The organism is Streptomyces sp. NPDC002773, assembly GCF_040295605.1.
GTDB lineage: Bacteria > Actinomycetota > Actinomycetes > Streptomycetales > Streptomycetaceae > Streptomyces.
In genome coordinates this window covers 24760-43249 of record NZ_JBEOVO010000018.1, presented here as the reverse complement: position 1 = coordinate 43249, position 18490 = coordinate 24760, and the positions used below count along the sequence as shown (strand labels likewise).

The 18490-nt window shown below is 70.2% G+C and carries 13 protein-coding genes; 6 read left to right on the top strand and 7 right to left on the bottom strand.

All coding sequences use genetic code 11. The features are described 5' to 3' along the window. Positions 1 to 9: 9 nt before the first annotated feature. The 5 genes from ABT034_RS21830 to ABT034_RS21810 form a co-directional block, all read right to left on the bottom strand. A complete protein-coding gene (locus ABT034_RS21830; protein ID WP_351217615.1) occupies positions 10 to 1092 on the bottom strand; it encodes a PAC2 family protein in 1083 nt (360 codons plus the stop codon). A 188-nt stretch (positions 1093 to 1280) separates the two neighbouring features. After that, positions 1281 to 2885, bottom strand: coding sequence for a glycerol-3-phosphate dehydrogenase/oxidase (locus ABT034_RS21825; protein ID WP_351217613.1), 1605 nt, complete (start codon positions 2883 to 2885; stop codon positions 1281 to 1283). A 3-nt stretch (positions 2886 to 2888) separates the two neighbouring features. After that, entirely contained in the window at positions 2889 to 4421 is a 1533-nt protein-coding gene (glpK, locus tag ABT034_RS21820; protein WP_351217611.1) for a glycerol kinase GlpK, read from the bottom strand. Positions 4422 to 4462: 41 nt separating this feature from the next. Further along, positions 4463 to 5221, bottom strand: a complete 759-nt coding sequence (locus ABT034_RS21815; RefSeq protein ID WP_351217609.1) for an MIP/aquaporin family protein — start codon at positions 5219 to 5221, stop codon at positions 4463 to 4465. Positions 5222 to 5487: 266 nt separating this feature from the next. Further along, complete coding sequence (locus ABT034_RS21810; RefSeq protein WP_351217607.1) at positions 5488 to 6252, bottom strand: IclR family transcriptional regulator; 765 nt, start codon at positions 6250 to 6252, stop codon at positions 5488 to 5490. 241 nt (positions 6253 to 6493) lie between these two features. Between ABT034_RS21810 and metH the strand changes: the two genes are divergently transcribed. From metH to ABT034_RS21790, 4 genes are all read left to right on the top strand, one after another. Continuing rightward, a complete protein-coding gene (gene metH, locus ABT034_RS21805) occupies positions 6494 to 10006 on the top strand; it encodes a methionine synthase (protein ID WP_351217605.1) in 3513 nt (1170 codons plus the stop codon). A 129-nt stretch (positions 10007 to 10135) separates the two neighbouring features. Beyond that, positions 10136 to 10834: an HAD family hydrolase gene (locus ABT034_RS21800; protein ID WP_351217603.1), complete on the top strand. Its 699-nt coding sequence runs from the start codon at positions 10136 to 10138 to the stop codon at positions 10832 to 10834. 497 nt (positions 10835 to 11331) lie between these two features. Beyond that, the gene (locus ABT034_RS21795) at positions 11332 to 12921 is read left to right on the top strand and encodes an ABC transporter substrate-binding protein (RefSeq protein ID WP_351217601.1); all 1590 of its coding nucleotides are present in this window, start codon (positions 11332 to 11334) and stop codon (positions 12919 to 12921) included. Positions 12922 to 12998: 77 nt separating this feature from the next. After that, complete coding sequence (locus ABT034_RS21790; protein ID WP_351217597.1) at positions 12999 to 14579, top strand: ABC transporter substrate-binding protein; 1581 nt, start codon at positions 12999 to 13001, stop codon at positions 14577 to 14579. Between the two features lie 60 nt (positions 14580 to 14639). Here ABT034_RS21790 and ABT034_RS21785 read toward each other — a convergent pair whose 3' ends face one another. Both ABT034_RS21785 and ABT034_RS21780 read right to left on the bottom strand, forming a co-directional pair. Then, complete coding sequence (locus ABT034_RS21785) at positions 14640 to 15317, bottom strand: response regulator (RefSeq protein WP_351217595.1); 678 nt, start codon at positions 15315 to 15317, stop codon at positions 14640 to 14642. 43 nt (positions 15318 to 15360) lie between these two features. Further along, the gene (locus tag ABT034_RS21780) at positions 15361 to 16263 is read right to left on the bottom strand and encodes a RecB family exonuclease (RefSeq protein WP_351217593.1); all 903 of its coding nucleotides are present in this window, start codon (positions 16261 to 16263) and stop codon (positions 15361 to 15363) included. A 181-nt stretch (positions 16264 to 16444) separates the two neighbouring features. On the opposite strand from ABT034_RS21780, the gene ABT034_RS21775 reads away from it, so the two are divergent. Next, on the top strand, positions 16445 to 17578 hold the full coding sequence (locus tag ABT034_RS21775) for a site-2 protease family protein (protein ID WP_351217803.1): 1134 nt from the start codon (positions 16445 to 16447) through the stop codon (positions 17576 to 17578). Between the two features lie 18 nt (positions 17579 to 17596). Next, positions 17597 to 18484: a tRNA (adenine-N1)-methyltransferase gene (locus ABT034_RS21770; RefSeq protein ID WP_015032448.1), complete on the top strand. Its 888-nt coding sequence runs from the start codon at positions 17597 to 17599 to the stop codon at positions 18482 to 18484. Positions 18485 to 18490: the final 6 nt, after the last annotated feature.

Sequence of the window (18490 nt, the reverse complement as noted above, 5' to 3'; positions counted from 1 at the left end):
TCTTTCCTCTTACTCCTCGGTGTCGCCGCCCGTGCCCTCGGCGGGCGGCTCGGGCTCCGCGCCCGGCTCGGACTCCGTATCCGCCTCCGGGGCCTTGCCCGTGCCCGGCTCGGGAGTCGGCTGGTCGGTGCCCGGTACCGCCTCCGGGCCCGGCTGCTCCGGCTTCGGGGGCCTCGTACGGCCGCTCCCGGCGTCCCGCAGGAACGGCGAGTCGCCGCCCTCCGTCGCCACGCCAGGACCCGGCCCGCTGCCCGGTTCACGGCGCCGCAGATACCGCTCGAACTCGCGGGCGATCGCCTCGCCCGAGGCCTCCGGCAGCTCCGCCGTGTCCCGGGCCTCCTCCAGCGTCTGCACGTACTCGGCGACCTCGCTGTCCTCGGCGGCCAGCTGGTCCACGCCCACCTGCCAGGCCCGCGCGTCCTCGGGCAGCTCGCCCAGCGGGATGCGCAGACCGATCAGGTCCTCGAGGCGGTTGAGGAGCGCGAGCGTCGCCTTGGGGTTCGGCGGCTGCGACACGTAGTGCGGCACCGCCGCCCACAGGCTCACCGCCGGCACGCCCGCGTGGGTGCACGCCTCCTGGAGGATGCCCACGATGCCCGTCGGGCCCTCGTACCGGGTCTCCTCCAGGTCCATCGTGCGCGCCAGGTCCGGGTCGGAGGTCACCCCGCTGACGGGGACCGGGCGGGTGTGCGGGGTGTCGCCGAGCAGCGCGCCCAGGATCACGACCATCTCCACGCCCAGTTCGTGGGCGAAGGCGAGGATCTCGTTGCAGAAGGAGCGCCAGCGCATCGACGGCTCGATCCCGCGCACCAGCACCAGGTCGCGGGGCTTGTCGCCGCCGACCCTGACCACGGAGAGCCGGGTCGTCGGCCAGGTGATCTTCCGTACGCCGTTCTCCAGGAAGACCGTCGGCCGGTTGACCTGGAAGTCGTAGTAGTCCTCGGCGTCGAGTGCCGCGAACACCTCGCCCTTCCATTCCCGGTCCAGGTGGGCGACCGCGGTGGAGGCGGCGTCGCCGGCGTCGTTCCAGCCCTCGAACGCGGCCACCATGACCGGGTCGATCAGCTCGGGTACCCCCTCGAGCTCGATCACCCAGCGCCTCCTTTTCGAAGTTCCTGTCGTACGGACCAACCTTAAGGCTTCTCGGAGGTCCGCCCGCAGCCCCCGGACATCCCCGAAAACCCGTGCGGCCTTGATCGACTACCCAGGAACGCACCTCCGCACACGACAAGCAAGAGGGGCGGTTCCTCGCCGAGGAACCGCCCCTGTGCCCGCGGGAGTTACTTCCGCAGCATCGCGTCGACGCCGGCGCGGACCTCGTCCGTCGCCAGACCGCGGATGGTCAGCGTCGTACGGCGGCGCAGCACGTCGTCCGCCGTCTCGGCCCATTCGTGGTCACGGGCGTAGGCGACCTGCGCCCAGATCTCCGGCGCGTCCGGGTGGATACGGCGGGCCAGGTCCGGGTTCTCGTTCGCCATGCGCGCGATGTCGAAGGAGAGCGAGCCGTAGTGCGTCGCCAGGTGCTTGGCGGTGTCGGCGGCCATCCGGGGGCCGGGCGCCGGACCGTCGACGAGCAGCCGGTGCGCGACCGCGTTCGGGTTGGCGATGCCGGGCAGCGGCAGCCGCTTCGGCAGCGTCGACACCGACTCGTAGTCCTCGCCGAGCGGGTGCCCCGGAAGCTGCTCCAGCTTCCTCATCACCGTACGGCCGATGTGGCGGAAGGTCGTCCACTTGCCGCCGGCCACCGACAGCATGCCGCCGCGGCCCTCGGTGACGACCGTCTCGCGCTTGGCCTTGGACGTGTCCCCGGGACCGCCCGGGAGCACCCGCAGACCGGCGAACGCGTACGTGATCAGGTCGCGCGACAGCTGCTGGTCGCGGATGGAGAAGGCGGCCTCGTCCAGGATCTGGGCGGTGTCCTTCTCGGTGACCTCGACCTGGCCGGGGTCGCCCTCGTACTCCTCGTCGGTGGTGCCGAGCAGCAGCATGTCCTCCCAGGGGAGGGCGAAGGTGATGCGGTACTTGTCGATGGGGGTGGCCAGGGCGGCCTTCCACGGCGAGGTCCGCTTGAGGACCAGGTGCGCGCCCTTGGACAGGCGGATGGAGGGGGCCGCGTTCGGGTCCTCCATCTTCCGCAGGTGGTCGACCCACGGGCCGGTCGCGTTGAGCACGAGGCGGGCGGTGACGCCGAACTCGTCGCCGCTGGTGCGGTCCTTGAGCTCGGCGCCGGTGACCCGGCCGCGGGTGAAGCGAAGGCCGGTGACCTCGGCGTGGTTGAGGACGGTGGCACCGGCGTCGACCGCCGCGCGGACCGTCATCAGGGCCATGCGGGCGTCGTTCATCTGGTCGTCGCCGTAGACGGCCACGGCCTTCAGGTTGTCCGTCCGCAGCTCCGGCACGTCCTGTGCGGCCTTGGCGGGGGAGAGCAGGTGCCCGACGCCGTCACCGAACGCCGAGAGCGCGCTGTACGCGAAGACGCCGGCGCCGAGCTTGGCCGCGCCGTGCGGGCCGCCCTTGTACACGGGCAGGTAGAAGGTGAGGGGGTTGGCGAGGTGCGGTGCCACCTGACGGGAGACCGCACGCCGCTCGAAGTGGTTCTCCGCCACCAGCTTCACCGCGCCGGTCTGCAGGTAGCGCAGACCGCCGTGGAGCAGCTTCGAGGAGGCGGAGGAGGTGGCGCCGGCGAAGTCGCCGGCGTCCACCAGGGCCACCCGCAGGCCCGACTGCGCGGCGTGCCAGGCGGTGGAGATGCCCAGGATGCCGCCGCCGATCACCAGGAGGTCGTACGTCGCCTTGGAAAGCCGGTCCCGGGTCTCGGCGCGGCTCGGGAGGGAGCCGGACGCCGGGCGCGTCCCAAGGGCGGGGACGCTCTGCAGGGTGGTCATGTCTTACTCCTCGGATGCGTCATCGAGCCAGCCCATGGACCGTTCCACGGCCTTGAGCCAGCTCTTGTACTCGCTGTCACGCCTGCCGGCGTCCATGCGAGGGGTCCATTCCGCGGCGCGGCGCCAGTTGGCGCGCAGCGCGTCGGTGTCCGGCCAGAAGCCGACGGCGAGGCCGGCGGCGTAGGCGGCGCCGAGGCAGGTGGTCTCGGCGACCATCGGACGCACGACGGGCGCGTCCAGGAAGTCCGAGAGGGTCTGCATCAGCAGGTTGTTGGAGGTCATGCCGCCGTCGACCTTGAGCGCGGTCAGCTCGACGCCGGAGTCCTTCGTCATGGCGTCGGTGATCTCGCGGGTCTGCCAGGCGGTGGCCTCCAGGACGGCGCGGGCGATGTGCGCCTTCGTGACGTACCGGGTGAGGCCGGCGATCACGCCACGGGCGTCGGAGCGCCAGTAGGGGGCGAACAGGCCGGAGAAGGCCGGTACGAAGTAGGCGCCGCCGTTGTCCTCTACCGAGGACGCGAGGGTCTCGATCTCGGCGGCGGACTTGATGAGGCCCATCTGGTCGCGCATCCACTGCACCAGCGAACCGGTGACGGCGATCGAGCCCTCCAGGGCGTAGACCGGCTTCGCGTCGCCGATCTGGTAGCCGACCGTGGTCAGCAGGCCGCTGTAGGAGTTGATGATCTTGTCGCCGGTGTTCATCAGCATGAAGGTGCCGGTGCCGTACGTCGACTTCGCCTCGCCCTCGGCGAAGCAGGTCTGGCCGAAGAGGGCCGCCTGCTGGTCACCGAGCGCCGAGGCGACCGGGACACCGGCGAGGACGCCGTCCTTGACGTGGCCGTAGACCTCGGCGGAGGAACGGATCTCGGGGAGGACGTTGAGGGGGACCCCCATCGACTCTGCGATCTTCTCGTCCCAGGCCAGGGTGTGGAGGTTCATCAGCATGGTGCGCGAGGCGTTGGTGACGTCGGTGACGTGCACGCCGCCGTCGGCGCCGCCCGTGAGGTTCCAGATGACCCACGAGTCCATGGTGCCGAAGAGGATGTCGCCGGCCTCGGCGCGCTCCCGGAGGCCCTCGACGTTGTCGAGCATCCAGCGGATCTTCGGGCCGGCGAAGTAGCTCGCGAGCGGCAGGCCGGTCTCGCGGCGGAAGCGGTCCTGGCCGACGTTGCGGCCGAGCTCCTTGCAGAGCGCGTCGGTGCGGGTGTCCTGCCAGACGAGGGCGTTGTGGACGGGCTCACCGGTGTTCTTGTCCCAGAGCAGCGTGGTCTCGCGCTGGTTGGTGATGCCGATGGCCTTGACGTCGGTGGCGGCGATGCCGCCCTTCGTGAGGGCGCCGGCGACGACCTCCTGGACGTTGGTCCAGATCTCGGCGGCGTCGTGCTCGACCCAGCCCGGCTTCGGGAAGATCTGCTCGTGTTCCTTCTGGTCGACCGAGACGATCCGGCCGTCCTTGTCGAAGACGATGCAGCGGGAGGAGGTGGTGCCCTGGTCGATGGCCGCGATGAAGGGGCCGGAGGTGTGCGCGTCGGTCACGGTGTGCTCCTGGGTGAGTCTGGAAGAAGGACGGCTACGGCTCAGGCGAACGCGATGGAGTAGATACCCGCGGCGATGGCGCCACCGATCAGTGGTCCCACGACCGGGATCCAGGCGTAGCTCCAGTCGGAGCCGCCCTTGTTCGGCAGCGGCAGCAGGGCGTGCACGATGCGCGGGCCGAGGTCGCGGGCCGGGTTGATCGCGTAGCCGGTCGGGCCGCCGAGCGAGAGGCCGATGGAGACCACGACGAACGCGGTGATCAGGGCGCCTATGACGCCGAGGCCCTTGCCGCTGTCGTTGAGGCCCTGGGTGAGCACGGCCAGGACGAGCACGACGGTGCCGATGATCTCGGTGGCCAGGTTCTGCCAGGTGTTCCGGATCTCGGGTCCGGTGGAGAAGATGCCGAGCACGGGGCCGGGGCCCTCGATCGGCTTCTTCGCCGCGGCCTCCGGGTCGGTGAGGTGGGCCTGGAACTGGCCGTAGTAGGCCACCCAGACCAGTGCGGCACCGATCATCGCGCCGAGCAGCTGGCCCGCGACGTACACGGGGACGTCGCCCCACGCGCCGTCCTTGATCGCGATTCCGACCGTGACGGCGGGGTTCAGATGGGCGCCCGAGAGGGAAGCCGTCATGTAGACGGCCGTCATGACGGCGAAGCCCCACCCGAAGGTGATCGCGAGCCAGCCCGCGTTGCGGGCCTTGGAGCCCTTGAGCGTGACGGCGGCGCACACACCGCCGCCGAGCAGAATCAGAACGGCGGTACCGATGGTCTCGCCGAGGAAGATGTCGGAGCTGGACACCCGCGACTCCTTTGTCCTTCGTCCAGGGGAACGGCGGACCCCGGGTCCCTCCGGAAGTCCGCACCCTCGTGTGAGGGCTGTTTCCGGCCCTTGACACTGCCACACTCTAGCGCCTATTGCCGTTAGGTGTTCGGCAATGCCGACCGGTGAACGGAAGTTTTGCCCCCGGGTTAACAGCACGTCAAGGCCTCGGGAAGCGAAAAACCCGCCGATAACGCGATCGTTACCAGCGGGTTCACTCATGTCGGGACACGGCGGCCCCGGGGTCAGAAGCGCCCGGCTCCCAGATCCCTGGAGACCGCGCGGGCGCAGTCCCGTACCGCCGCGACGAGTTCGGGACGCAGCTCCCCGTCCGGGCACAGCCGCTCCACCGCGCCCGTCACCGCCACCGCGCCCACCGGCATGCGCCGCCGGTCGTGGATCGGCGCCGCCACCGAGGCCACGCCCTCCCAGGTCTCCTCCACGTCCGCGGCCCAGCCCCGGGCCCGCGTCATGTCGAGCAGCGACTCGAAGTCGGCCAGCTCCGTGGTCGTACGCGGGGTGAACGCCTCCCGCTCGATCTCGAGCACCTCGCTGTGCGCCACCGGGTCGTACGCCGAGAGGACCTTGCCCAGGCCCGTGGAGTGCAGCGGCTGCATCGCCCCCACCTCCAGGACCTGGCGGCTGTCGTCCGGCCGGAAGACGTGGTGGACGATCAGCACGCCCTGCTGGTGCAGCACCCCCAGGTGCACGCTCTCGCCGCTGGACCGCGCCAGGTCGTCCGTCCAGACCAGCGCCCGGGCCCGCAGCTCGTGCACGTCCAGATAGCTGTTGCCGAGCCGCAGGAGCTCCGCGCCGAGCTGGTAGCGGCCCGAGGCCGCCTCCTGCTCCACGAAACCCTCCGCCTGGAGGGTGCGGAGGATGCCGTGGGCGGTGCCCTTGGCGAGCCCGAGCGAGGACGCGATGTCCGACAGGCCGAGCCGGCGCTCGCCGCCCGCGAGCAGTCGCAGCATGGCCGCCGCCCGTTCAAGCGACTGGATGTTCTTCGCCATCGCCCGGCTTCTCCCTCTCACGTTGTTCGACAATGCTGAACACTATCGGTCGATGCCGACCTTGTGTCACACAAGACAGTGTCGGACAAGAACGGCCCGGAGCGGGAGTCCCCGCACACAGGATGCCGTCCGGCCCGTGGGACGCCTTGTCCACCCCGGGCCGAGCGCGGTTACGCTGGCCCCGTGCACCCTCCACCGAGTGTGCAAAGCCGACAGCCGTCGCATCCCAGGGAGCTCATCCATGGCCTCGTTGCCGACCCCTTCCGCAGACAGCCGGAACCGCGTTGCGGCCCTCCGCGAGGCACTCGCCAGCCGAGTGGTCGTCGCCGACGGCGCCATGGGCACCATGCTCCAGGCACAGGACCCCACCCTCGAGGACTTCGAGAACCTCGAAGGCTGCAACGAGATCCTGAACATCACCCGGCCCGACATCGTCCGCTCGGTCCACCAGGAGTACTTCTCCGCCGGCGTCGACTGCGTCGAGACCAACACCTTCGGCGCCAACCACGCCGCCCTGGGCGAGTACGACATCCCCGAGCGCGTCCACGAGCTCTCCGAGGCCGGCGCGCGCATCGCCCGCGAGGTCGCCGACGAGTTCACCGCCGCCACCGGCCGCCAGCGCTGGGTCCTCGGCTCCATCGGCCCCGGCACCAAGCTCCCCACCCTCGGCCACGCCCCCTACACCCTGCTGCGCGACGCCTACCAGCAGAACGCCGAGGGCCTCCTCGCCGGCGGCGCCGACGCCCTGCTCGTCGAGACCACCCAGGACCTGCTCCAGACCAAGTCCTCCGTCATCGGCGCCCGCCGCGCCCTCGACGCCCTCGGCGCCGACGTGCCGCTCATCGTCTCCGTCACCGTCGAGACCACCGGCACCATGCTCCTCGGCTCCGAGATCGGCGCCGCGCTCACCGCACTCGAGCCGCTCGGCATCGACATGATCGGCCTGAACTGCGCCACCGGCCCCGCCGAGATGAGCGAGCACCTCCGCTACCTCGCCCGCCACTCGCGCATCCCGATCTCCTGCATGCCCAACGCCGGCCTGCCGGTCCTCACCTCCGACGGCGCCCACTACCCGCTCAGCCCCGCCGAGCTCGCCGACGCCCAGGAGACCTTCGTCCGGGAGTACGGCCTCTCCCTCATCGGCGGCTGCTGCGGCACGACCCCGGAGCACCTGCGCCAGGTCGTCGAGCGCGTCCGGGGGCTCACCCCCGGCTCGCGCGACCCCCGCCCCGAGCCCGGCGCCGCCTCGCTGTACCAGACCGTGCCGTTCCGCCAGGACACCGCGTACATGGCGATCGGCGAGCGCACCAACGCCAACGGCTCCAAGAAGTTCCGCGAGGCGATGCTCGAGGCCCGCTGGGACGACTGCGTCGAGATGGCCCGCGACCAGATCCGCGAGGGCGCGCACATGCTCGACCTCTGCGTCGACTACGTCGGCCGCGACGGCGTCGCCGACATGGCGGAGCTCGCCGGCCGCTTCGCCACCGCCTCCACCCTGCCCATCGTGCTCGACTCCACCGAGGTGGACGTGCTGCGGGCCGGCCTGGAGAAGCTCGGCGGCCGCGCCGTCATCAACTCGGTGAACTACGAGGACGGCGACGGCCCCGAGTCCCGCTTCGCCAAGGTCACCCGCCTCGCCCAGGAGCACGGCGCCGCGCTCATCGCCCTCACCATCGACGAGGAGGGCCAGGCCCGTACGCCCGAGCACAAGGTGGCCATCGCCGAGCGGCTCATCGACGACCTCACCGGCAACTGGGGCATCCACGAGTCCGACATCCTCATCGACACCCTGACCTTCACCATCTGCACCGGCCAGGAGGAGTCCCGCAAGGACGGCATCGCCACGATCGAGTCGATCCGCGAGCTGAAGCGCCGCCACCCGGACGTCCAGACCACGCTCGGCCTCTCCAACATCTCCTTCGGTCTGAACCCGGCCGCCCGCATCCTCCTCAACTCCGTCTTCCTCGACGAGTGCGTGAAGGCCGGCCTCGACTCGGCGATCGTCCACGCGAGCAAGATCCTGCCGATCGCCCGCTTCGACGACGAGCAGGTCACCACCGCCCTCGACCTGATCTACGACCGCCGCGCCGAGGGCTACGACCCGCTGCAGAAGCTGATGGCCCTCTTCGAGGGCGTCAACACCAAGTCGATGAAGGCCGGCAAGACCGAGGAGCTCCTCGCCCTGCCGCTGGACGAGCGCCTCAAGCGCCGGATCGTCGACGGCGAGAAGAACGGTCTCGAGGCGGACCTCGACGAGGCCCTGACGGTCCGTCCCGCCCTGGAGATCGTCAACGAGATCCTGCTCGACGGCATGAAGACGGTGGGCGAGCTGTTCGGCTCGGGCCAGATGCAGCTGCCATTCGTACTCCAGTCCGCCGAGGTCATGAAGACGGCCGTGGCCCACCTGGAACCGCACATGGAGAAGACGGACGCGGACGGCAAGGGCACGATCGTCCTCGCCACGGTCCGCGGCGACGTCCACGACATCGGCAAGAACCTCGTCGACATCATCCTCTCCAACAACGGCTACAACGTCGTCAACATCGGCATCAAGCAGCCGGTCTCCGCGATCCTGGAGGCGGCCGAGGAGCACAAGGCCGACGTCATCGGCATGTCCGGTCTCCTCGTGAAGTCCACCGTGATCATGAAGGAGAACCTGGAGGAGCTGAACCAGCGCGAGCTGGCAGCCAAGTACCCCGTGATCCTCGGCGGCGCGGCCCTCACCAGGGCGTACGTCGAACAGGACCTCCACGAGATCTACCAGGGCGAGGTTCGCTACGCCCGCGACGCCTTCGAGGGCCTGCGCCTCATGGACGCCCTCGTCGCCGTCAAGCGCGGCGTCCCCGGAGCCGTACTCCCCGAGCTCAAGCAGCGCCGGGTCCCGAAGTCCGACGCCCCCGCGCTCCAGGTGTCCGAGCCCGAGCCCGGAGGCCGCTCCGACGTCGCCACCGACAACCCGGTGCCGACCCCGCCGTTCTGGGGCACCCGGGTCGTCAAGGGCATCCCGCTCAAGGACTACGCCTCCTGGCTCGACGAGGGCGCCCTCTTCAAGGGCCAGTGGGGCCTCAAGCAGAACAGGGCCGGCGACGGACCCTCGTACGAGGAACTCGTCGAGACCGAGGGCCGGCCCCGGCTGCGCGGCTGGCTGGAGCGCCTCCACACCGAGAACCTCCTGGAGGCGGCCGTCGTCCACGGCTACTTCCCCTGCGTGTCCAAGGGCGACGACCTGATCATCCTGGACGAGGCCGGCAACGAGCGGACCCGCTTCACCTTCCCGCGCCAGCGCCGGGGCCGCCGCCTCTGCCTCGCGGACTTCTTCCGCCCGGAGGAGTCCGGCGAGACCGATGTCGTCGGCCTCCAGGTCGTGACCGTCGGTTCGAGGATCGGCGAGGCCACGGCCGAGCTGTTCGCCTCCGACTCCTACCGCGACTACCTGGAGCTGCACGGCCTCTCCGTCCAGCTCGCCGAGGCCCTCGCCGAGTACTGGCACGCCCGTGTCCGCGCCGAGCTGGGCTTCGCGGGCGAGGACCCGGCGAACGTCCAGGACATGTTCGACCTCAAGTACCGCGGCGCCCGCTTCTCCCTGGGCTACGGCGCCTGCCCCGACCTGGAGGACCGCGCGAAGATCGCGGATCTGCTGCGGCCGGAGCGGATCGGTGTGCACCTGTCGGAGGAGTTCCAGCTGCACCCGGAGCAGTCCACGGACGCCATCGTGATCCACCACCCCGAGGCGAAGTACTTCAACGCCAGGTGACCGTCCAGAGGTAAATCCGTCTGTCCGCGCTGATCGGGACGTACACTTGTCGGTCCAGTGCAGGCCGGTCGCCCTCCCCGTACCCGGGGAGGGGGGCCGGCCTTCTCGTCCCTCCATGGAGGTGTCCGGATGACCAGTACGGTCCCCGCGTCCCTGATCCGTACGAACGGAAGCTCCGCCCTGCAGGCCGTCTTCCTCGACATGGACGGGACCCTCGTCGACACGGAGGGCTTCTGGTGGGACGCGGAGGTGGAGGTCTTCGCCGACCTCGGGCACCGGCTCGACGAGGCCTGGCGGGACGTCGTCGTCGGCGGACCGATGACCCGCAGCGCGGGCTACCTCATCGAGTCGACCGGCGCCGACATCACCCTCGCCGAGCTGACCGTCCTGCTCAACGAGAAGTTCGAGCAGCGCATCGACCGGGGCGTGCCGCTCATGCCGGGCGCCGACCGGCTCCTCGCCGAGCTGGCCCGGCACTCCATCCCGACCGCCCTCGTCTCCGCCTCGCACCGGCGGATCATCGAGCGGGTCCTCGACTCGCTCGGCCGTGACCGCTTCGCCCTCACCGTCGCGGGGGACGAGGTCGTCAGGACCAAGCCGCACCCCGAGCCGTATCTGACGGCCGCCCGCGGCGTCGGGGCCGACCCCGCGCTCTGCGCCGTCGTCGAGGACACGGCGACCGGGGTGGCGGCCGCGGAGGCGGCGGGCTGCCGGGTCGTCGCGGTGCCCTCCGTCGCCCCGATCGCGCCCTCGCCCGGCCGGGTCGTCGTGCGTTCCCTCGAAGAGGTCGACGTGCCCTTTCTCCGTACTCTGATCACCGGGATCTGAGCTTTCCCTGAGCTTTCCCTGACCTTCCCGTGGCCTTCCCCCGGCCTTGGCCGGTGGAATGCGCAGACGCCCGGCAAAAACGATCAGGCCATTCACCGATAGGGCCTCCGCGTGACCTTGGTCACCCAGAGTGCCTGACGGTGGGTGGCCTTCCTCGTGCTCCGTGCCCGAAAAGGGAGAGTTTCGGCGTCCGCATGTGTCCCGATTCGCTCGCCGCCGTCCGCATCCTCCGACGCATGACTATCGAGCGCCCCGCATTCATGATCACTGTGCGATTACCCCCACGCGCGCCCGTGGTCCGGCAATAGCTGCGCTGCCCACTAATCTTTCGCGAGTACTTCGCCGCATATCCGCGTGCACCGGCGCACACCCAAGTCGCCGAGAACACAGGACCGATCGCAACACCCGGCCCGATCGCTCCCGCCCCGACCGGGCGGCCGGCGGCGGAGTTCCCACTGACCGCTGTATCCCAGTGCCGGATGAGGAGATCGTCCCTGATGAACCGCAAGACCCTGGTGCTGCCGGCCGTGGCCGGACTGCTCGCCCCCCTGCTCGCCGCCTGCGGCGGAGCGCAGGACGGGAACACGATCGTCGTCGGCACCACGGACCAGTTCATCGCCACCGCGGACGCCCCCGCCCCGCTCGACCCGGCCTTCGCCTACGACACCGGCGCCTGGAACATCCTGCGGCAGACCGTCCAGACCCTGATGCACGTGCCCCGCGGCGGCGGCGAGCCCGTCCCCGAGGCCGCCCAGAGCTGCGGATTTTCCGACCGGGCCAGCGAGAGCTACCGCTGCAAGCTCCGCTCCGGCCTCACCTTCGCGGACGGCACCCCGATCACCGCCGAGGACGTCAAGTACTCCGTCGACCGCGTCCTGAAGATCAAGTCGGACAACGGCACGGCCGCCCTCCTCTCGAACGTCGACACCGTCGAGACCAAGGGCACCGACGAGGTCGTCTTCCACCTGAAGACCCCCGACGCCACCTTCCCGTACAAGCTCTCCACCCCCGTCGCCGGCATCCTCAGCAAGGACAAGTACGCCGCCGACAAGCTCCGCGACGGATTCGACGTCGACGGCTCCGGCCCGTACACGATGAAGGTCGAACGCGACGGCGAGAAGGCCACCCGCTTCGTCTTCACCAAGAACCCCGCCTACAAGGGCGACATCACCCTCCGCAACGACCAGGTCGAACTGCGCCCGTACGCCGACGCGGACACCATGGGCCGGGCCCTGGACGGCGACGACATCGACATGATGGCCCGCTCCCTGTCGCAGCAGCAGGTCAAGAACCTCACCGAGACGCCCAAGGAAGGCATCGAGATCATCGAGGTCCCCGGCCTCGAGATCCGCTACCTCGGCTTCAACACCAAGGCCCCCGCCGTCCAGGAGAAGGCCGTACGCCAGGCCATGGCCGCCGTCGTCGACCGCGGTGCCCTCGTCAACGCGGTCTACGGCCCCACCGCCGAACCCCTGTACTCGCTGATCCCCTCCAGCATCACCGGCCACACCACCCCCTTCTTCGACGCGTACGGCGAGCCCGACCGCGCCCGCGCCGCCAAGCTCCTCAAGGACGCGGGCGTCAAGACCCCGGTCAAGGTGACGCTGAACTACACCACCGACCACTACGGCGCCGAGACCGCCAAGGAGTTCGAGGCGCTCAAGAAGCAGCTCGTCGCCACCGAACTCTTCGACGCCACCGTCCAGGGCACCGAATGGTCGAAGTTCCGCACCGCCCAGAAGCGCGGCGACTACGCCGTCTACGGCCTCGGCTGGTTCCCGGACTACCCGGACCCGGACAACTACATCGCGCCCTTCCTGGACAGCGACAACTTCCTCAACACCCCGTACGTGAACAAGGTCGTCCGCGACCAGCTCATCCCGCGCTCGCGCCGCCAGGCCGACCGCACCGCCGCAGGCCCCGTCTTCAACCAGATCCAGAAGATCGTCGCCGAGGACGTACCCGTCCTGCCCCTGTGGCAGGGCAAGCAGTACGTCGCCGCCCGCGACGACCTCAACGGAGTCGAGAACGCCCTCAACACGTCCTCCGACCTCCTGCTCTGGGAACTGGGCCGCGGCACCGCATAACCCCGTCGACAGGATCGGTTACACCGGCCGCGCACCCGCGCGCGGCCGGCCTGACAAGAGATCACGAGGCACGTTCTGTGAAGACGCACAACAAGTGGCTGACGGCCCCCCTCGCCGCCGGACTGTCCGCCGCCCTCCTCAGCGGCTGCGGCACCGAACAGGGTGGCGCCGGAGACTCCGGCAACGCCGTACGCGTCGGCATGTCCGACGAGATCCTCAGCCCCGACCCGGCGGCCGGCTACGACCCCGGCTCCTGGCTGCTGTTCAACAACGTCTTCCAGTCCCTGCTCGCCTTCCCCAAGGGCGGCTCCCAGCCCGAGCCCGAGGCCGCCGACAAGTGCGGCTTCGGCACGGGCAGCACCGTCTACACCTGCACCCTGCGCGACGGCCTCACCTTCTCCAACGGCAACAAGCTCACCTCCAAGGACGTCAAGTACTCCTTCGAGCGGGCCCTCAAGATCGCCGACCCCTCCGGCCCCGCGCCGCTGCTCTCCACCATCAAGACCATCGAGACCCCCGACGAGCGGACCGTCGTCTTCCGCCTCAAGGTCCCGGACGCCACCTTCCCCAGCAAGATCGCCTCCGGCGCGGGCTCCATCATCGACCACCGTGAGTACCCGGCCGACGCCCTCCGCACCGACGGCAAGGCCACCGGCTCCGGCCCGTACAAGCTGGACTCCCTCAGCGACTCCGAGGCCACCTTCTCCGCCAACCCCGGCTACAAGGGCACCGCACGGCTCAAGAACGACGCCGTCACCCTCAAGCTCTACCGCGGCGACCGCTCCGCCCTCTCCAAGGCCCTCACCGCCGGAGAGATAGACGTCGCCTACCGAGGCCTCTCCGCCGAGGACATCGCCACCCTCGAAACCTCCGAGACCACCGACGACAAGGGCATCGAGGTCATCCCCGGCAGCAGCGCCGAGGTCCAGCACCTCGTCTTCAACATGAAGGACCCGGTCCTCGGCAAGCTCGGCGTCCGCCAGGCCATCGCCCACCTCGTCGACCGCGAGGCCCTCGTCGAAGGCGTCTACAAGTCGACGGCCACGCCGCTCTACTCGATCGTCCCGGCCGGCATCGCCGGACACAACACCGCCTTCTACGACACCTACGGCAGCCCCGACAAGGCCAAGGCCAAGAAGGCCCTGCGCGCGGCCGGCATCACCGACAAGGTGAAGCTCACCCTCTGGTCCACGCCCAGCCGCTACGGCCCGGCCACCGACCAGGAACTCAAGGCCATCGCCGGCCAGCTCAACGCGAGCGGCCTCTTCGACGCCGACGTCAAGTCCGTCGCCTACGACCAGTACGAGAAGGACATCGCCGACGGCAAGTACGGCGTCTACGTCAAGGGCTGGGTGCCCGACTACCCCGATGCCGACAACTTCACCGCCCCCTTCTTCGGCAAGGGCAACGTCCTCGGCAACCACTACGAGAACACCACCATCACCGGCAGCCTCCTCCCGAAGACGGCCGCCGTCCCGGACCGCGCCGCCACCGCCGACGAGTACGGCAAGCTCCAGGACCTCGTCGCCGACGAACTCCCGCTGCTCCCGCTCTGGCAGGGCAAGCAGTACGCCGTCGCCCGCGACGACGTCACCGGCCTCGAATGGACCCTCGACTCCTCGACCGTCTTCCGCTTCTGGGAGATCCGCAAGGGCTGACCCGCACACGGCGGAGGGGCCCGGCGCGCGCACGCGCACCGGGCCCCTCCGCCGTTGCCGCTACTGCCCGCCCGCGCCCGGCCGCACCAGACCGCTCTCGTACGCGTACACCGCGGCCTGCACCCGGTCCCGCAGCCCCAGCTTCGTCAGCACATGACCCACATGCGTCTTCACCGTCGTCTCGCTGACGAACAGGTCCGCAGCGATCTCCGCGTTCGACAGACCACGCGCCACCAGCTTCAACACCTCCACCTCACGGTCCGTCAAGGTGTTCAGCGTGTCCGGCATCTGCTCCTCGCCCGTCGGCAGATGCGCCGAGTACTTGTCGAGCAGCCGACGCGTGATCGACGGGGCCAGCATCGCCTCACCGGCCGCCACCACCCGGATCGCCTGCACCAGCTCGGTCGCCGGAGCGTCCTTCAGGAGGAAACCGCTCGCACCCGCCCGCAGCGCCTCCACCACGTACTCGTCCAGATCGAAGGTCGTCAGCACCAGCACCTTCGCCGGGCCGTCCCGCCCCGGACCCGTGATCTGCCGGGTCGCCTCCACCCCGTCCATCCGCGGCATCCGGATGTCCATCAGCACCACGTCCGGCTGCAACGCCCGCACCTGGTCCTGCGCCTGGAGACCGTCCCCGGCCTCACCCACCACCGCGATGTCCTGCTCCGCCTCCAGAATCATCCGGAAGCCGGTGCGCAACAGCGGCTGATCGTCGACCAAGAGGACGCGGATCGTCACAAGGGCTCCTTCACGGGACCTGAGCTCACGAGGTACGCCGACGCTACGGCGCCGGCGGGGCCAGGCCCATTCTGCCCTGATCCGATTCGCCCGACTCCGGCGGGCGTGCGGAAACGATCTTCAGCGGATAGACCGGGGGAGTCCCCCCGAACTCGGGACACACCGCCTGATGATCACACCAACCGCACAGCTTCGTCGGCCGCGGCCGCCAGTCACCCGACTCCGTCGCCAGCCGGATCGCCTCCCACAGCGCGAGCAGCTTCCGCTCCACCCGCAGCAGATCCGCCTCCACCGGGTCGTACGTCAGCACCTCCCCGCTGCCCAGGTAGACCAGCTGCAGCCGCCGCGGGATCACCTGCCGCAGCCGCCACACCACCAGCGCGTAGAACGTCATCTGGAACAGCGCGCCGTCCCGGTACTGCGGCCGCGGCGCCTTCCCCGTCTTGTAGTCGACGATCCGCACCTCACCCGAGGGCGCCACGTCGATCCGGTCGATCACCCCGCGCAGCCGCAGCCCCGAATCCAGCTCCGTCTCCACGAACAGCTCACGCTCGGCCGGCTCCAGACGCGTCGGATCCTCCAGCGTGAACCACCGCTCGACCAGCCGCTCCGCCTCACCCAGCCACTCCGCGAGCCGCTCGCCGTCCGGATCCCCCGCGAACAGCTCACCCAGCTCCGGCTTCGACTCGAGCAGCCGGTCCCACTGCCCCGGCACCATCGCCCGCGCCCGCGGAGCCGTACGCTCCACCGCCGGATCGTCGAAGAGCCGCTCGAGCACCGCATGCACCAGCGTGCCCCGCGTCGCCGCCGCGCTCGGCCGCTCCGGCAGCCGGTCGATCACCCGGAACCGGTACAGCAGCGGACACTGCATGAAATCGCTCGCCCGCGACGGCGACAACGACATGGGCGCCCGGGGCTCCGCCGGCACCTGCTCGCTCGTACTCATGACAAAGACCCTACGACCCGCCACCGACAACGAGCGGCATACCATCGACCCGAGGCCCCGTCGCACTGCATGATCGAACCGTGACACACCGACGTGGGTCACACCCCCGCGACGAAAGGAACCCGTGAACCAGGACGAGCCCAAGCCGCAGCGCACCGAGGAACCCGGCGGCGGGATCCTCATGGGCCGGCCCTTCGGCGTGCCCGTCTACGTCGCCCCCAGCTGGTTCCTCGTCGCCGCCCTCATCACCTGGGTCTTCGGCGACCAGATCGAACGCGTCCTGCCCGAACTCGGCGCCGCCCGCTACCTCGTCTCCCTCTTCTTCGCCATCGCCTTCTACGCCTCCGTGCTCGTCCACGAACTGGCCCACACCATCGCCGCGCTCCGCTTCAAACTCCCGGTGCGCCGCATCCAGCTCCAGTTCTTCGGCGGCGTCTCCGAGATCGAGAAGGAGACCGAGACCCCCGGCCGCGAATTCGTCCTCGCGTTCGTCGGCCCCCTCCTCTCCCTCGTCCTCGCCGGCGTGTTCTATCTCTCCCTGTACGCCGTCGAGCCCGGCACCGTCCCCGGCGTCCTCCTCGCCGGCCTGATGATCTCCAACCTGATCGTCGCCGCCTTCAACCTGCTCCCCGGCCTCCCCCTGGACGGCGGCCGCATGCTCCGCGCCGTCATCTGGAAGATCACCGGCAAGCCCATGAGCGGCACCGTCGCCGCCGCCTGGGTCGGCCGCGCCCTCGCCGTCCTCGTCCTCATCGGCCTCCCCCTGCTCACCCGCACCGGCGCCCTCGGCAACTCCACCGACGACATCAGCGGCCTCGACACCGTCACCGACGCCCTGCTCGCCGCCATCCTCGCCGCCATCATCTGGACCGGCGCCGGCAACAGCCTCCGCGTGGCCCGCCTGCGCGAGCACCTCCCCGAACTCACCGCCCGCAGCCTCACCCGCCGCGCCATCCCCGCCGAACCCGCCACCCCCCTCTCCGAGGCCCTCCGCCGCGCCAACGACGCCGGCGCCCGCGCCCTCGTCGTCGTCGACGGCCACGGCGACCCCACCGGCATCGTCCGCGAGGCCGCCATCGCCGCCGTCCCCCAGCACCGCCGCCCCTGGGTCGCCGTCAGCACCCTCGCCCAGGACCTCACCGACGGCATGCGCGTCCCCGCCGAACTCACCGGCCAGCCCCTCCTCGACCACCTCCGCGCCAGCCCCGCCACCGAGTACCTCGTCGTCGAGGCCACCGGCGAGATCTACGGCGTCCTCGCCACCACCGACGTGGAACGCGCCTTCGTCAAGGCCATGGCACGACCCGGTTCGTAACCCCGGTACTCTGGTCGTATGTCCGAACCGACCGGTGCCGCCCGCCGACGCGGGCCCTTCAAGGTCGGGGACCAGGTTCAGCTGACCGACCCCAAGGGCCGTCACTACACGTTCACGCTCGAAGAGGGAAAGAACTTCCACACCCACAAGGGTTCCTTCCCGCACGACGAACTGATCGGCGCCCCCGAGGGCAGCGTTGTCCGCACCACCGGAAACGTCGCCTACCTCGCGCTGCGCCCCCTGCTCCCCGACTACGTCCTGTCCATGCCCCGCGGCGCCGCCGTGGTCTACCCCAAGGACGCGGGGCAGATCCTGGCCTTCGCCGACATCTTCCCCGGCGCACGCGTCGTGGAAGCCGGGGTGGGCTCGGGATCGCTCAGCAGCTTCCTCCTGCGCGCCATCGGCGACAGCGGCATGCTGCACTCCTACGAGCGCCGCGAAGACTTCGCCGAGATCGCGAAGGGCAACGTCGAACGCTACTTCGGCGGCCCCCACCCCGCGTGGCAGCTCACCGTGGGCGACCTCCAGGACAACCTGTCCGACACCGACGTCGACCGCGTCATCCTGGACATGCTCGCCCCCTGGGAGTGCCTGGAGGCCGTCTCCAAGGCCCTCGTCCCCGGCGGCATCCTCTGCTGCTACGTGGCCACCACCACCCAGCTCGCCCGCACCGTGGAGTCCATCCGCGAGTTCGGCTGCTACGCCGAGCCGCAGCCCTGGGAATCCATGATCCGCAACTGGCACGTCGAGGGCCTCGCCGTCCGCCCCGATCACCGCATGATCGGCCACACCGGCTTCCTCGTCACCGCCCGCCGCCTCGCGGACGGCGTCGAGCCCCCGATGCGCCGCCGCCGCCCCGCCAAGGGCGCCTACGGCGAGGACTACGAAGGCCCGAACAAGGGCTGACGCCCC

Excerpts from the sequence above, each read along its gene's own strand:
- ABT034_RS21810 (WP_351217607.1), bottom strand. The coding sequence starts at position 6,252 with ATGGCGAAGAACATCCAGTCGCTTGAACGGGCGGCGGCCATGCTGCGA.
- metH (WP_351217605.1), top strand. The coding sequence starts at position 6,494 with ATGGCCTCGTTGCCGACCCCTTCCGCAGACAGCCGGAACCGCGTTGCG.
- ABT034_RS21800 (WP_351217603.1), top strand. The coding sequence starts at position 10,136 with ATGACCAGTACGGTCCCCGCGTCCCTGATCCGTACGAACGGAAGCTCC.
- ABT034_RS21770 (WP_015032448.1), top strand. The coding sequence starts at position 17,597 with ATGTCCGAACCGACCGGTGCCGCCCGCCGACGCGGGCCCTTCAAGGTC.
- ABT034_RS21795 (WP_351217601.1), top strand. The coding sequence starts at position 11,332 with ATGAACCGCAAGACCCTGGTGCTGCCGGCCGTGGCCGGACTGCTCGCC.
- ABT034_RS21780 (WP_351217593.1), bottom strand. The coding sequence starts at position 16,263 with ATGAGTACGAGCGAGCAGGTGCCGGCGGAGCCCCGGGCGCCCATGTCG.
- ABT034_RS21775 (WP_351217803.1), top strand. The coding sequence starts at position 16,445 with ATGGGCCGGCCCTTCGGCGTGCCCGTCTACGTCGCCCCCAGCTGGTTC.
- ABT034_RS21825 (WP_351217613.1), bottom strand. The coding sequence starts at position 2,885 with ATGACCACCCTGCAGAGCGTCCCCGCCCTTGGGACGCGCCCGGCGTCC.